The organism is Burkholderia sp. Ac-20345 (assembly GCF_017104825.1).
GTDB classification, from domain to species: domain Bacteria; phylum Pseudomonadota; class Gammaproteobacteria; order Burkholderiales; family Burkholderiaceae; genus Burkholderia; species Burkholderia lata_B.
On sequence record NZ_JAAGPO010000126.1, the window covers coordinates 15,152 to 30,055 of the forward strand.

Sequence of the window (14,904 nt, forward strand, 5' to 3'; positions counted from 1 at the left end):
ACGCTTGCCGCCGCGCCGCCCGATGCGTTCCCGGCCAACGGGCCAACAATAACTAGAGGTAGGAGATGCAGGACAACTCGTTGAGGCAAAGCCTCAAGCAACGGCACATCACGATGATCGCGCTTGGCGGCGTGATCGGCGCAGGCCTGTTCGTCGGCTCGGGCGCCATCATCGCGACCGCCGGCCCCGCGGCGATCCTGTCGTACCTGATCGGCGGCGTGATCGTCACGCTGGTCATGTTCATGCTCGGTGAAATGGCCTCCCGCAATCCCGACAGCGGATCGTTCTCCACCTACGCAAGCAGCTATCTCGGCGAATGGGCCGGCTTCGCGGTCGGCTGGCTGTACTGGTTCAAGTCGATGATGACGATCACCGTCGAGGCGATCCTGCTCGGCGCGATCCTCCACGATTTCCTGCCGTGGCTGCCCGTGTGGGGCGGCGCGCTGTTCATGCTCGTCACGCTGATCGCGAGCAACGCGTATTCGGTGCGCTCGTTCGGTGAAGCCGAATACTGGCTGTCGTTCGCGAAGGTCACGACGATCATCATTTTCATGGCGCTCGGCGCATCGATCCTGCTCGGCTTCCAGCCGCGCATTCCCGCGCCCGGGTTCGTGAACCTCACCGATCACGGCGGCTTCATGCCGAACGGCATTTCGCCCGTGCTCGCCGGCGTGATGGTCGTGATCTTCTCGCTCGGCGGCAGCGAAATCGCAGCCGTTGCGGCGGGCGAATCCGAGAACCCGAGCAAGAACGTGATCCGCGCGATCAAGAGCGTGATCGTGCGCGTGATGGTGTTCTACGTCGGCTCGGTGTCGATCCTGATCCTGTGCATGCCATGGACCGACAAGGCGAACCTGAAGTCGCCGTACGTGTCGCTGTTCAACATGGCAGGCTTCACAAGCGCGGCCGTCGCGATGAAGATCGTGCTGTTCGTGTCGTTCATGTCGGTGATGAACTCGTTCCTGTTCTCGAACTCGCGCATGCTGTTCTCGCTCAGCCAGCGCGGCCACGCGCCCGCGATGTTCGGCCGGACCAACGCGAAAGGCGTGCCGATGAACGCGCTCGTGCTGTGCCTCGCGATCTGCGTGTCGATCCTCGGCGTTCACTTCGTGAGCGGTGGCGACCTGTTCCTGATGCTCGCGAAGAGCAGCGGCGCGTTCGTGATGATCGTGTGGATCTTCATCATCGTCGCGCACTTCGCGATGCGCCGGCAAACGAAGCACGAGCAACGCGACCCGGCAGCGTTCCGTGCGTGGTTCTATCCGGTGTCGAACTGGGTCGCGCTGCTGGCGCTCGTCGCCGTGCTCGGCTCGCAGGCCTTCAACCCGGATTCGCGCTTCCAGTTCTGGTTCACGGTATTGACGGCGCTTGCGATCGTCGCGGCATATTTCCTGCGCCGCAAACCGGCACAACTCGGCGACGCGGCCGGCGTGAAGCTGCGCTGACCGTTGCCCTAGCAGGCGAGCGGCGCGCCGGCCGGCCGCCGCTCAGTCGCTCATCAGTCGCTCATCAGCCGCTCAGCCGAACGGCCGCACGCCGATCAGCCAGCCGTGCAGGAACAGCGCGAAGACCGCCCACACGACGAGCCCGGCCACGATCGTCACCGCGTCGCCCGACAGCCTGCCCGCCGGATAGCGCACACCATCGCGGCGGTCACGCGCACGCCACACGACGAAATCGACGAGCGACCACACGAAGAACGCGCCGAACAGCACGACTGCGTGCAGCGTGCCGTTCGCGAGCAGGTGGGCGATCGCCCATACCGCCACGCCGGCCACCATCGGATGGCCGACGAGCGTCTTGATGCGGTTGCCGGGCACGTAGGAGGCGGCGATCAGCACGAATGCGATCGCGGTCAGCATGCCGGTGAGGTGGCGCACGCCGACGGGCGACACCCACAGCAGCGTCGCGCCCTGGCGCGCGATGCCGTAGCCCCAGATGATCAGCACGAAGCCGACGATTGACGCAATCGCATAGGGGCCCTTCCAGCCTTTCTCGCCGATCCGTTCGATCGTCGCTGACCGCCAGCCGTCCGCGACGATCCGGATCGAGTGCACACCGAGGAAGATCGCTAAACCGAGAATCAGGACGAGCATCGACTGTCTCCGTCTGGAATGATGAGTGGGGAAGCATTCCGCGCGGCGTACGATGCGCCGTTCGCGGGGCCGGCGGCGAGGCCGGCGCGGGTCGCGCCAGGCAAGGGTGCAACCCGCGCCGATCATAAACGCCGTGGCCGCCGTTGTGAAGCATGGGGATGTGCGGTGCGGCAGGGTGGATGATTTTGCGCACCTGTGCGGGTGCGCCGCCGGGCACTGTGTGCCGTGCGCCACGAGCATCCCGCGGAAACGTTCGAGATCGAAAGAAAGGAAAGCGAAATTCGCGAAGCGGTCGCTTCGCTCGATCGGAATTAAGTCTGCTTGCGCTTCGCTGACGACTTTGCCACCGGTTTCGCTGCCGGTTTCGCCGCTGGTTTCGCCGCTGGTTTCGCCGCTGGTTTCGCCGCTGGTTTCGCCGCTGGTTTCGCCGCTGGTTTCGCCGCTGGTTTCGCCGCCGGTTTAGCCGCCGGTTTCGCCGCCGGCTTCGCAACCCGCTTCGCCACCGCTTTCCCTTCCGCCACCGGCTTCGCCACCGCCCTCGCCTTGCGCTTCGGCGGCCCCGCCAGCAGCGCCGCGCGATACGCGCTGCGGCACCAGTCGAACAGCGCGCCCGCATCCTCGAGCACGTCGGCAGGCGTTTCGTAATAGCCGTCGAGCGAAACCGTGCGCGTGGGCCGCTCGTACGAGAACGGCCCCATCCCCGCCGCGACGAACGCCGGACGGTTCACGTCATCCACACGCAGGAACAGCGACCCGCGCGACATGAAGCCGAACATCACGCCGTCGAGCCGCATCGCTGCACCGCTGAAGAACCGCACGACCGTGACGTTGCCGAGCGGCGCGAGCTGATACGCGATCTCCTCGCCGTGCGCTTTCTCCGATTGCCAGCTCATGCGGATTCCGTGCAGCGCTGCGTCCACGCGTCGAGCCCGGCTTCGTCGAAGCCGACCGCCGCGGCGCTCTCGCGAATCTGCCGCCACGTCGCGCGATCGACCGGAATGCCGCCGGCACCGCGCGCCGCGCGGCTGGCCTCTTCCGGCTCGCCCGGCACCTGCACCGGCGCGTCGCCGGCCTGCGGCGACGCCTTCGCCCATGCGACGAACGCATCGGCTTCGCGCTCCGCGTCGGCCGCATCGAACGCGTTCGGATCGATCAGCACCGACAGCATCCCGTTGACGATCGCGCTCGTCTTCTGCAGCGTGTCGCCGTAGGTCGTATGCCCGCCGACGAGTGCGCCGCCGAAAATCTCGCACATCGCCGCCAGCGCGTATCCCTTGTGCAGCCCGAACGGCAGCAGCGCGCCGAACGGCTGCTCGTGCATCACGGCCGGATCGTCGGTCGGCTGGCCGCGATGGTCGATCAGCGAGCCGGCCGGCACGCGCTTGCCCTGGTTGTGCGCGACGCGTGTCTTGCCGTACGCGATCGCGCTCGTCGCGAAATCGAGCAGCAGCGGCGGCCTGCCCGCACGCGGATACGCGGCGCAGAACGGGTTCGTGCCGAAGCGCGGATCGGTGCCGTGCAGCGGCGCGACCAGCAGGTCGCCCGGCACGTTGACGAAATGGAACGACACGAGCCCCGAGCGCGCGCATTGCTCGGCCCAGTGCCCGATGCGGCCGAGATGATGCACGTCGCGCAGACCGATCGCGCAGATGCCCATGCGCCGCGCGCGCTCGATCCCTTCGACCATCGCCTCGAACGCGATCACCTGGCCGAAGCCGCGCCCGCCGTCGATCGTCAGCACCGCGCCGCCGTCGCGGACGATCGACGCGTGTCCGTTCAACTGCAACTGCCCTTCCCGCCACGACGCGACGTAGTTCGGGATCATCCCGATCCCGTGCGAATCGTGGCCCGCGAGATTCGCGCCGACCAGGTGATCGGCAACGAGCCTTGCCTCGCGCTCGCTACTGCCGGCCCGTTCCCAGAGTGCCGCGACGAATGCATGCAGCGGTTCGGCGCGCATGCGCAGCGGTTCGGTATCGGGCGTCGGCAGTGCGGTCATCGGCAAGGTTCCGTCAGGTCGGGTTGAGCAGTCGTTACTGCCAAGCGCTACGCGCCAAGCGATCAGCGCGCGGTTGCGATCACGTCCGCGACCGCCGCCGTGAGCTTCTTCGCGTACGGCACGTGCAGGAATTCGTTCGGGCCGTGCGCGTTCGACTTCGGCCCGAGCACGCCGCACACCATGAACTGGGCGGACGGGAAGCCTTCCTGCAGCACGTTCATCAGCGGGATCGTGCCGCCGAGGCCCATGTACGCGCAGTCGGCGCCGAAATGGCGGCGCGACGCGGCATCGAGCGACGACGCGAGCCACGGCGCGAGATCCGGCGCGCTCCAGCCCGTCGCGGCACCCGCGTCGGGCTTGAACGTGACCTTCGTGTTGTACGGCGGATCGAGTTCGAGCAGTGCCTTCAATTGCTGCACGGCCTGCGCGGCGTCGACGAGCGGCGGCAGTCGCAGCGACAGCTTGAACGCGGTACGCGGACGCAGCACGTTGCCCGCATCGGCGAGCGCCGGCAGGCCGGCCGCGCCGGTGACCGACAGCGACGGACGCCACGTCGAATTCAGCAGCGCCTCGCGCGGATCGGTCGTGGTCGGCAGCACCGGCTTGCCGTCCGCGCCGCACGCCCACGGCAGCCCCTTCCACACGGCGTCACCGAGAATCGATGCGGCCGCTTCGGCTTCGCGCACGCGGCTGTCGGGAATCTCGCAATGGAACACACCCGGCAGCAGGTTGCCGTTCTTCGCATCTTCGAGGCGCTCGAACAGCTGGCGCATCACGCGGAAGCTCGACGGCGCGATGCCGCCGAAGACGCCCGAGTGCACGCCTTCCTCGAGCACCTCGACCTGCAGGTCGCCGGACACGAGCCCGCGCAGCGACGTGGTGAGCCACATCTGGTCGTAATTGCCGGCGCCCGAATCGAGGCACACGACGAGCGACACCTGGCCGAGCCGGTCGCGCAGTGCATCGACGTACGGCAGCAGGTCGTAGCTGCCCGATTCCTCGCAGGTCTCGATCAGGCCGACGCAGCGCGGCCGCTCGATGCCCTGCTCGTCGAGCGCGCCGAGCGCCGCGAGGCTCGCATAGATCGCATAGCCGTCGTCCGCGCCGCCGCGGCCGTACAGCTTGCCGTTCTCGTACTTCGGCGTCCACGGGCCGAGGTCCGCGCGCCAGCCGTCGAATTCGGGCTGCTTGTCGAGGTGGCCGTACAGCAGGATCGTGTCGGTGCTGCCCGAACGCGTGGCGGGCGATTCGAAGAAGATCACCGGCGTGCGGCCGGCCAAGCGCACGATCTCGAGCTTCAGGCCCTTCACGGGCTGCCGCTCGGCCCACTGCGCGGCATCGGTGACGACGCGCTCGAGATAGCCGCGTTTCGCCCAGTCGGGGTCGAATGCGGGGCTCTTCGCGGGGACCGAGATGTAGTCGGTCAGCGCGTGGAGGATTTCATCGTTCCACTTGCGCTCGATGAAGGTAACGAGCTTGTCATGGTCGAGGACGGGGGTAGTGTCGACGGAGGTCATGGTGGGGGTGCCTGGATCGGGCTGACGAAAACCCAGATGATACGCCGATGCTCCCGCGCCGGCGCCCCCTTCCCGGTCGCTCAGACCGTCTGCGGGAACGCGTCGCGCAACCCCGCCGCGCACGCCAGCGCGTCGCGCCACAGGCGTTGCGTCAGTTCGCCGGCATCCTCTTCACGCGCAAGCGCCGCGGCCTCGCCCGACCACAGCAGCGAGAAGTCGTCGCGGCCCTGCCGCTCGAACGCGCCGCGCAGCGGATCGACCGCGGCCGTCGCGAGCGGGAACGCCGGCGCGAGCGCGCTCATCGGCCCCTGCTCGCGCATGAAGCGCGTCAACAGCCCGCGCGCGGGGCGGCCCGTGTACAGGTTGGTCATGCGCGTGCCGTCGTCGCGCGCGGCACGCACCGCCGCGCGATGCTGTGCCGAGCGGCCCGCCTGCGGCGTCAGCAGGTAGCCCGTGCCGATCTGCACCGCACGCGCGCCGAGCGCGAACGCCGCCGCGATGCCGCGCCCGTCGGCGATCGCGCCGGCCGCGATCACCGGCACACGCACCGCGTCGACGATCTGCGGCAGCAACGCGAACAAGCCCGGTTGCGCATGGATGTCGTCGGTCAGGAACATCCCGCGATGGCCACCGGCCTCCGCGCCCTGCGCGACGATCGCGTCGACGCCGCGCGCATCCAGCCAGCGCGCTTCCTCGACGGTCGTCGCGGACGACACGACCAGCGCGCCCGTGCGCCGCACGCGCTCGAGCAGCGTGTCGTCCGGCAGCCCGAAATGGAAGCTCACGACGGCCGGCCGCAACTCCTCGACGACCGCGCACATCGCATCGTCGAACGGCGCGCGGCCGGGGCCGCCCTTCACGCCGGACGGATCGAGTCCGGCTTCCGCGTAGTAGCCGGTGAGCGCCGCGCGCCAGCGCGCGTCGACCTCGGCGTCGGGTGCCAGCGGCGTATGGCAGAAGAAGTTCACGTTGAACGGTGCGGGCGTTCGCGCGCGAATCGCCGCGATCTCGTCGCGCAGTTGCTGCGGGCCGAGCGCCGCGCATGCGAGCGAGCCGAGCCCGCCGGCTTCGCACACCGCGATCGCGAGCGGGCTCAGCGAACCGACCATCGGGGCCTGGATCAGCGGCAAACGGGATGGCAGCGTCGTCATCGGAATCGTCCTCGGGAAAGAAGCGGTGGCCGCGCGCGCCGGCGGCGCGCATTTAATGCGCTCGATATTAACCGACAAACTCAAACCCCGATTGCGACTCGAGTTACATCACAATCTGATTTAACCGATTCGAAAAAAATTATTCATGGAGGCTTCATCAGCACGATCTCGCTCTCCAGGATCGAGACCGACAAAAACGCCCCTCATCCTTTCCACACGGGCCACCCACACCCGCATTCAAACACCGATTCACCGGTTTCAATGACATTCATCAATATCCAAGTTATTAAATACCGGCGTTTACCCTTATTAAAAACCACCAAGGCGATAACATTAAAACGTTAAATAAAACGACGATTCGTGCCGGAATCGTCAACCGGCGCCACGCCGCGCCACCTCAACCGCAACACGTCTCGTCAAGGAGCGTCGCATGTCCGATGCCAGCTCGTCCTCCTCCCGCTCCGCCGCCACGCCGGCCGCGGCTTCCGCGCCGAAAATCGGTGTCATTCCCGCCACGCTGATGGTCGCGGGCAACATGATGGGCTCCGGGGTCTTCATGCTGCCCGCGAACCTCGCCGCCACCGGCGGCATCGCGATCTTCGGCTGGCTGATCACCGTCGTCGGCGCCGTGTCGCTCGCGCTCGTGTTCGCGAAGCTCGCCGCGATCGACCCGGCCGCCGGCGGCCCGTATGCGTATGCGCGCAAATCGTTCGGCCCGTACATGGGCTACCAGACCAACCTGATCTACTGGCTCGCGAACGTGCTCGGCAACGTCGGCCTCGCGGTTGCCGGCCTCGGCTACCTCACGCATTTCTTCCCGGTACTGAAGGACCCGCTCGTGTTCGCGCTCGCGCAGATCTTCGTGATCTGGCTGTTCACGTACGCGAACATCCTCGGGCCGAACGTCGTCGGCCGCGTGCAGTCGGTCACGACGATCTTCGCGCTCGTGCCGATCCTCGGGATGGCCGTGTTCGGCTGGTTCTGGTTCAGCAAGGACGTGTACTTCGCCGGCTGGAACGTGTCGGGCGCGAGCAGCTTCAGCGCGATCGGCGCGACGCTGAACTTCACGCTGTGGGCGTTCATCGGCGTCGAGAGTGCGTCGGTATCGGCCGGCGTCGTCGAGAACCCGTCGCGCAACGTGCCGATCGCGACCGTCGGCGGCGTCGTGCTCGCGGCTGTCTGCTACGTGCTCAGCTCGACCGTGATCATGGGGATGATCCCGAACAAGGCGCTGCTCGCATCGAGCGCGCCGTTCGCGGATGCCGCGCGCCTCGCGCTCGGCAATACGGCCGCGAACGCGGTCGCGCTGTGCGCGGCACTCGGCTGCCTCGGCTCGCTCGCGGGCTGGACGCTGCTGGTCGGCCAGACCGCGAAGGCGGCCGCCGACGACGGCCTGTTCGCCGGCGTGTTCGCCCGCGTGAACTCGAAGAACGTGCCGTCGGCCGGCCTCGCGATCGTCGCGCTGATCATGTCGGTGCAGGTGCTCGCGACGATGTCGCCGAGCGCCAGCGAGCAGTTCGGCAAGATCGCGTCGATCGCCGTAATCATGACGCTGCTGCCGTACATCTACTCGTGCATCGCGATCAAGGTGCTCGGCTACGGCAAGATGCCGTCGCACCAGTTCACGTTCTACACGATCGTCGGCCTGATCGGCGCCGTCTACGCGCTGTGGGCGATGGTCGGCTCCGACGGCCAGCAAACGCGCTGGTCGCTGATCTTCGTCGTCGCGACGATCGTCTTCTACGAGCTGTCGATCAACCGCCAGCGCGAGATCGAGGAAACCCATATCCATCCGGGCGGCCGCTCGCCGCGCTGGGTGCGCTACCTCGCGCTCGGCGTGACCATCGCCGCGCTCGCCGCCACCTTCTGGATCTCCGTCGGCCGTCACCAGGCCGACACCCTTCACGCGCGCTCGCCGGCCGTTGCCGCGAGCGTCCAGGCAACCCAGCAAACGGGGGAATGACACATGACCGCTTCCTTGACCCAACCGGCCTTCCGCCGCCTCGGCATGAAGGCGCTGCTCGTGCAGCACGACATCGATGAACGCACGGCCACCGGGCGCGCCGCGACAGCGCTTGCCGAGGAGCTGCGCACGCGGCTCGTCGACGTCGTGATCGCGACGTCCGCCGACGATGCCTGCGCGGTGGTCGCCGCCGATCCGGCGATCCAGTGCCTGCTGCTCAACTGGGAACTCGGCAACGATGCCGACCACGCACCCGCGCAAGCCGTGCTCGACGCGATGCGCGCGCGCAACGCGACCGTGCCCGTGTTCCTGCTCGCGAGCCGCGCGAGCGCATCCGCGATTCCGGTCGACGCCATGCGCAAGGCCGACGACTTCATCTGGATGCTGGAAGACACCACCGCGTTCATCGGCGGCCGGATCGTCGCCGCGATCGAGCGCTACCGCGAAACCGTGCTGCCGCCAATGTTCCGCGCGCTCGCGCAGTTCTCGCGCGTGTATGAGTATTCGTGGCATACGCCCGGCCACACGGGCGGCACCGCGTTCCTGAAATCGCCGGTCGGCCGCGCGTACTTCGAATTCTTCGGCGAATCGCTGTTCCGTTCGGACCTGTCGATCTCGGTCGGCGAACTCGGCTCGCTGCTCGATCACTCGGGCCCGATCGGTGAGAGCGAACGCTATGCGGCGCGCGTGTTCGGCGCGCATCGCACGTATCACGTGACGAACGGCTCGTCGATGTCGAACCGCGTGATCCTGATGGCGAGCGTCACACGCAACCAGGTCGCGCTGTGCGACCGCAACTGCCACAAGTCGGCCGAGCACGCGATGACGATGTCGGGCGCGATTCCGACCTACCTGATTCCGTCGCGCAACCACTACGGGATCATCGGGCCGATCATGCCCGAGCGGCTGACGGCCGCCGCCGTGCGCCTCGCGATCGACGCGAACCCGCTCGTGCGCGGCCGCGACGGCATCGACCCGACGCCCGTGCATGCGCTGATCACGAACTCGACGTACGACGGCCTCTGCTACAACGTCGCGCGCGTCGAGGAACTGCTCGGCCAGAGCGTCGATCGGCTGCATTTCGACGAGGCGTGGTACGGCTACGCGCGCTTCAACCCGATCTACCGCGACCGTCACGCGATGCACGGCGATCCGTCGCAACACGACGCGAGCAAGCCGACCGTGTTCGCGACGCAGTCGACGCACAAGCTGCTCGCCGCGCTGTCGCAGGCGTCGTTCATTCATGTCCGCGACGGCCGCAACCCGATCGAGCACGCACGCTTCAACGAGGCGTACATGATGCATGCGTCGACATCGCCGAACTACGCGATCATCGCGTCGAACGACGTGAGCGCCGCGATGATGGACGGCCCCGGCGGTGAGGCGCTGACGACCGACGCGATCCGCGAGGCCGTCGCGTTCCGCCAGATGCTGGCGCGCCTGCATACGGAATGCGCGGAGAACAACGACTGGTTCTTCAATGGCTGGCAGCCCGATAGCGTCGTCGATCGCAAGACGGGCCGCCGCGTGCGCTTCCACGAAGCGGACGAAACGCTGCTCGCCACCGATCCGTCATGCTGGGTGCTGCATCCGGGCGACACGTGGCACGGCTTCGGCGATATCGAGGACGACTACTGCATGCTCGACCCGATCAAGGTGTCGATCGTCACGCCGGGCGTCGCGTCGCACGGCGGGCTGATGCCGGTCGGCATTCCGGCGTCGGTCGTCACCGCGTATCTCGACCGGCACGGGATCGTCGTCGAGAAGACGACCGACTTCACGATCCTGTTCCTGTTCTCGCTCGGCGTGACGAAGGGCAAGTGGGGCACGCTCGTCAACACGCTGCTCGATTTCAAGCGCGACTACGATGCGAACGCGCCGCTCGAACAAGCGCTGCCCGAACTCGTCGCGCGCTATCCGGAACGCTACGGCAAGCTCGGCCTGCGCGACCTGTGCGACCTGATGTTCAGCGCGATGAGCGACCTGAAGACGACCGAGATGATGTCGCGCGGCTTCTCGACGCTGCCGAAGCCCGACTACAGCCCGGCCGAGGCATTCGAGCATCTCGTGCACAACGACATCGAAATGCTGGAGCTATCGGAAATGGAAGGCCGCACCGTCGCGACGGGCGTCGTGCCCTATCCGCCGGGCATTCCGCTGCTGATGCCCGGCGAGAACGCGGGGCCGGCCGACGGCCCGCTGCTCGGCTACCTGAAGGCGCTCGAGCAGTACGACCTGCGCTTCCCCGGCTTCACGCACGACACGCACGGCGTCGAAGTCGAGGATGGCGTGTACCGGATCGCGTGCATCAAGCAGAAGGCGCGCGATACCAATACGCGCTGAGTGTGCAATGCGCCGCCGCCCGGCGGCGGGCGGCGTCACTCGCAGCCGGCGTCGGCCGCTCAGGCCGCCGGCTGCCCCTTCAGCTGACCGACCCACTCGGCGAGTTGCGCCGCCCCCTCTTCGTCGAGCTTGCCATCGAGTTCGCCGTACCACGACACGATCGCGCCGGCCGGCTGCGTGGCCTTCAGGATCTCGAGGCTCTTCTCCAGGAACGACGAGAAGAACGGAATGCCGCGCATGTAGAGGAAGGTCGAATCGGTAATGCGCATGTGGGCATAGACGTCACGCATCCATGCGAGATGCGGCAGCGCCTCGCGCAGATGGCCGCTTTGCATCAGCGCCGAGATGAAGTTCACGCGCGCGGCGGCGTCGGACTGCTCGTGCGTGTCGTGATTGACCTCGGCGGCCTTCTGCAGCCACGCTTCGCCGCGCGCCACTTCGCCGCACATCACCGACGTCGTCGCGAGCTGCACCGCGTTGTGCGCGCTCGGTTCCTGCTCGAACAACTTGAGCCAGTATTGGAAGGCTTCCGGGTAGCGCTCCATCTCCGAGTACGCGAGCGCGCACAAGCGCGCCGCATCGGGCAGCCGCTCCACGTGCGGCAGGGCGCCCGCGATCGCGTCCTTGGGCCGGCCAGCCTGGAACGCGGCCAGCGCGGGGGCGAGTTCGGGGGCGATGTCGGGCTCGCGCGGCGCGCCCTGTTCGCCCGCTTCTGCGGCGTCGTGCGTCGACGGCGCCGGCGACGACGCTTCATCGCGCGATTTCTTTCCGAACAGCTTTCCCAGCAGGCCCATGATGGTTGTCCTTGTCGTTATCGTTGTGCCGCATGAACGGCGCAAGCCGACCACCACGCGCCGGCTTCTCTCAGTGATGCGCGATCTTACGCCACTGCGGTGTCACCCGAAGAGAACATCGACAGGAATCGGTACCGCGCTCAAGCGTCCCGTGCGCTTTCGCCGCGACTCATCCCGCGGCGATAAGCGGCCGGGCTCGTCGCTGCGACACGCCGGAAATGCCGGCGCAGCGATTCCTCGGAACCGAACCCCGCGCGCGCCGCGACCTGCGCGAGCGACAGCGCGGGATGCGCTTCGAGCATGTCCTTCGCGACGTTCACGCGTTCACGGATCAGCCACGCGAGCGGTGACATCCCCGTCGCGTCCGCGAACTGACGCTGCAGCGTGCGCGTGCTCATCGCGGCCTGTGCGGCGAGCGACGCGAGCGTATGCGGCTCGGCCGCGTGCGCGCGCATCCAGTCGATCAGCTTCGCGAGCCGGTCGGTGCCGCCCGGCGCGACCGGGCGCGGCACGAACTGCGCCTGCCCGCCATCGCGATGCGGCGGCAGCACGAGGCGCTGCGCGACCCGGTTCGCGATCGCGCCGCCGTGATCGCGGCGCACGAGATGCAGCAGCATGTCGAGCCCCGCCGCCGACCCGGCAGACGTGACGACCTGCCCTTCGTCGACGTAAAGCGCATCGGGATTCACGCGCAGCGCGGGATAGCGCGCCTGCAGTTTCTCCGCGTAGCGCCAGTGGGTCGTCACCGTGAGGCCGTCGAGCACGCCGGCCGCCGCCAGCACGAACACGCCCGAGCAGATCGAGCAGAGCCGCGCGCCGCGGCGATGCGCGGCCCGCAGTTTCTTCAGCAACGGCTCGGGCGGCGGTTCGTCCGGATCGCGCCAGCCGGGAATCACGATGGTGTCGGCGCGATCGAGCGTCGCGAGCCGGTACGGCGCGGCGACCGTGATGCCGCCTGCCGCGCGCACGGGCCCCGGCTCGCTCGCGCAGACCGCGAAGCGATACCAGTCGACCCCGAGCTCGGGGCGTTCGAGGGCGAACAGTTCGACCACGCAGCCGAATTCGAACGTGCAGAGGCGATCGTAGGCGAGCGCGACGACGAGATGATTATGCATGGCGCGATGTTACCGGAACTTGTCGATCGCGCCACTGCCGCGAAACGCGCCGAACCGAGATACTGCCCTTCATTCCACCGCGTTCCGCACAACCTTCAGGAGAACCTGCTCATGTCCTACGTCACCGACGTGCCCGCCGCCGACAGCCCCGCCGCCCTCGCACATTTCGAGGCGTCGCTGCGCTTCGAGACCGATTGCTGGGACGTGCACGACGCGCTCGCATCGGGTGCACCCGATTTCGTGCTGCTCGACGTGCGCGGCCCCGATCAGTTCGCCGCCGGCCACGTGCCCGGCGCGCGCAACCTGCCGCGCCGCAAGATCATCGAGAGCAAGCTCGCCGGCTATCCGGCCGGCACGCTGTTCGTCGTCTACTGCGCGGGCCCGCACTGCAACGGCGCCGCGCGCGCGGCGATCCAGCTTGCGCGCCTCGGCCGGCCGGTCAAGCTGATGATCGGCGGCGTGACGGGCTGGCTCGACGAAGGTTTCGCGCTGAGCAACGAAGTGCAGCCGGCGGACGCCGAAGCCGGCTGATCGTCATTAAAATCGCAACAATCAATTGCCAGCGCACGGCCTGCACGCGAACGGAAAAAGCGCGACAATCAGTCCCATTGCAGTTCGGATGGAGCAGCAACATGCAGAACGCAGTCCTGATTCAAGTGGCCGGTTCGGTGGCCGCGATCGCGATCTATTTTCTGCCGGCGGTCATTGCCGACCGGCGTGGCCGGCACGACAAGCTGACGGTCGCGATGTTCAACGCACTGTTCGGATGGACCGGCATCGGCTGGCTGATGACGCTCTACTGGGCCTGCCAGCCGAACCCGAGCACCGATGTCGCGCAGACGATCCTCGCGAAGCGCCGCGGTATCAGCATGCGGACCTTCTCGACCGGTCTCGTCGAACGCGTGCAGCGCCGCGTCGCCGCCCAGGAACAATGGGCCGAGAAGCAAGGCTGCCGTTAAGTCCCTCTTTCCCGTTCACCGTGCCGCGTCGAACTTCGGCATCCTGACGTTGGTCGACGCGCGGTAACTCCACGCCAGCCCGTCGTGCGTCGCGCCCCCGCCCGCACGCAGCCACGCACCGAACGCCCCCGTCGTCACTGCCCGCGCGATCCGCTCGCCCGGGCACGCATGCGGCCCCGTGCCGAAGCCGAAATTCGGCCCGGCCGCGCGGCCGGGCATGAATCGGTGCGGTTCGCGATGCACGGCCGGGTCGCGGTTCGCGGCGGCAAGCACGACGAGGATCGCGTCGCCGGCTTCGACGGTCACGCCTTCGATCGTCGTGCGCGATGCAACGAAGCGGCGCGTGTTCTGCACCGGTGAGTCGAAGCGCCCGACTTCGGCAACGAATGCGTCCAGCGCGGCATCGTCCGGCACGACGCGATCGGCGCCCGTTTCCGCTTCCCCGTTCCACGCCACCAGCGCATTGCCGAGCCACGCGGCGGTCGCCTCGCAGGTCTGCGACAGCAGCCCGACGAGATTCGCGACCAGCGCGCCGCTCGCCTGCCAGCCCGACGCGCGGGCCGCCTGCTGCACCGTGGCGACGAGCGTGCCGTCGTGCGCATGCGTCTGCGCGACGCGCTCCGTCATCCGGTCGAGCAGCTTTCGCGCAGCGTCGCTCGCGCGGGCCAGTGCCGCGGCATCCGACAACGGCGACAGCGCGGCGACGAAGTCGACGACCTGCGCCGCGATGTCGTCGAGCTGCGTCTCGTCGAAGCCGAGCAGATCGGCAACCGCGCAGACGGGCACCGTCATGCACCACGCGTTCAGCGCGCCGGCATCATGCGGCGCCGACAAGCGCCGCGCGGCAAGCTGTTCGGCACGGTCGCGCAATGCAACCGTATCGATCGGCGCGAACGCCGTGCGCAGCGCCTGCTTCGGCACGTCGTGCCGCAACGCGCCGTCGTTCATGCGCACCAGCTCGCCGAAC

At 67.9% G+C, this 14,904-nt stretch carries 13 protein-coding genes; 5 read left to right on the forward strand and 8 right to left on the reverse strand.

The genetic code is table 11. The features are described 5' to 3' along the window. Window positions 1-65: 65 nt before the first annotated feature. On the forward strand, window positions 66-1,445 hold the full coding sequence (locus tag G3O06_RS32390) for an amino acid permease (RefSeq protein ID WP_205818647.1): 1,380 nt from the start codon (window positions 66-68) through the stop codon (window positions 1,443-1,445). Between the two features lie 72 nt (window positions 1,446-1,517). On the opposite strand, the gene G3O06_RS32395 is transcribed toward G3O06_RS32390, so the two are convergent. The 5 genes from G3O06_RS32395 to G3O06_RS32415 form a co-directional block, all read right to left on the reverse strand. Continuing rightward, window positions 1,518-2,096, reverse strand: coding sequence for an NnrU family protein (locus G3O06_RS32395; RefSeq protein WP_174971826.1), 579 nt, complete (start codon window positions 2,094-2,096; stop codon window positions 1,518-1,520). 311 nt (window positions 2,097-2,407) lie between these two features. Beyond that, window positions 2,408-2,989, reverse strand: coding sequence for a TfoX/Sxy family protein (locus G3O06_RS32400; protein ID WP_205818648.1), 582 nt, complete (start codon window positions 2,987-2,989; stop codon window positions 2,408-2,410). Next, window positions 2,986-4,095 carry a malate/lactate/ureidoglycolate dehydrogenase gene (locus tag G3O06_RS32405; protein ID WP_174917610.1) on the reverse strand — a complete coding sequence of 370 codons (1,110 nt, stop codon included), beginning with the start codon at window positions 4,093-4,095 and terminating at the stop codon, window positions 2,986-2,988. Before G3O06_RS32405 ends, G3O06_RS32400 begins: the two co-directional genes overlap by 4 nt. Before the next feature lie 62 nt (window positions 4,096-4,157). Continuing rightward, entirely contained in the window at window positions 4,158-5,612 is a 1,455-nt protein-coding gene (locus G3O06_RS32410; protein ID WP_205818649.1) for a M20 family metallopeptidase, read from the reverse strand. Between the two features lie 80 nt (window positions 5,613-5,692). Further along, a complete protein-coding gene (locus G3O06_RS32415; RefSeq protein ID WP_205818650.1) occupies window positions 5,693-6,763 on the reverse strand; it encodes a nitronate monooxygenase in 1,071 nt (356 codons plus the stop codon). 430 nt (window positions 6,764-7,193) lie between these two features. On the opposite strand from G3O06_RS32415, the gene adiC reads away from it, so the two are divergent. Then, window positions 7,194-8,726 (forward strand): arginine/agmatine antiporter, encoded by a 1,533-nt coding sequence (gene adiC / locus G3O06_RS32420; protein WP_205818651.1) that lies wholly within the window; start codon window positions 7,194-7,196, stop codon window positions 8,724-8,726. A gap of 3 nt (window positions 8,727-8,729) precedes the next feature. Continuing rightward, window positions 8,730-11,069, forward strand: coding sequence for an Orn/Lys/Arg decarboxylase N-terminal domain-containing protein (locus G3O06_RS32425; protein ID WP_205818652.1), 2,340 nt, complete (start codon window positions 8,730-8,732; stop codon window positions 11,067-11,069). Window positions 11,070-11,128: 59 nt separating this feature from the next. Here the strand turns inward: G3O06_RS32425 and G3O06_RS32430 are convergent, their stop codons facing one another. Then, complete coding sequence (locus G3O06_RS32430; protein ID WP_205818653.1) at window positions 11,129-11,863, reverse strand: hypothetical protein; 735 nt, start codon at window positions 11,861-11,863, stop codon at window positions 11,129-11,131. Window positions 11,864-12,003: 140 nt separating this feature from the next. Next, window positions 12,004-12,978 carry a transcriptional regulator FtrA gene (gene ftrA / locus G3O06_RS32435; protein ID WP_174917604.1) on the reverse strand — a complete coding sequence of 325 codons (975 nt, stop codon included), beginning with the start codon at window positions 12,976-12,978 and terminating at the stop codon, window positions 12,004-12,006. Between the two features lie 111 nt (window positions 12,979-13,089). On the opposite strand from ftrA, the gene G3O06_RS32440 reads away from it, so the two are divergent. Beyond that, complete coding sequence (locus tag G3O06_RS32440) at window positions 13,090-13,509, forward strand: rhodanese-like domain-containing protein (RefSeq protein ID WP_089426988.1); 420 nt, start codon at window positions 13,090-13,092, stop codon at window positions 13,507-13,509. A gap of 101 nt (window positions 13,510-13,610) precedes the next feature. Then, window positions 13,611-13,937, forward strand: coding sequence for a superinfection immunity protein (locus G3O06_RS32445; RefSeq protein WP_174971843.1), 327 nt, complete (start codon window positions 13,611-13,613; stop codon window positions 13,935-13,937). Between the two features lie 15 nt (window positions 13,938-13,952). On the opposite strand, the gene G3O06_RS32450 is transcribed toward G3O06_RS32445, so the two are convergent. Beyond that, window positions 13,953-14,904: cytochrome P450 (locus G3O06_RS32450; RefSeq protein ID WP_205818654.1), on the reverse strand; the 952-nt coding region annotated here is incomplete at its 5' end.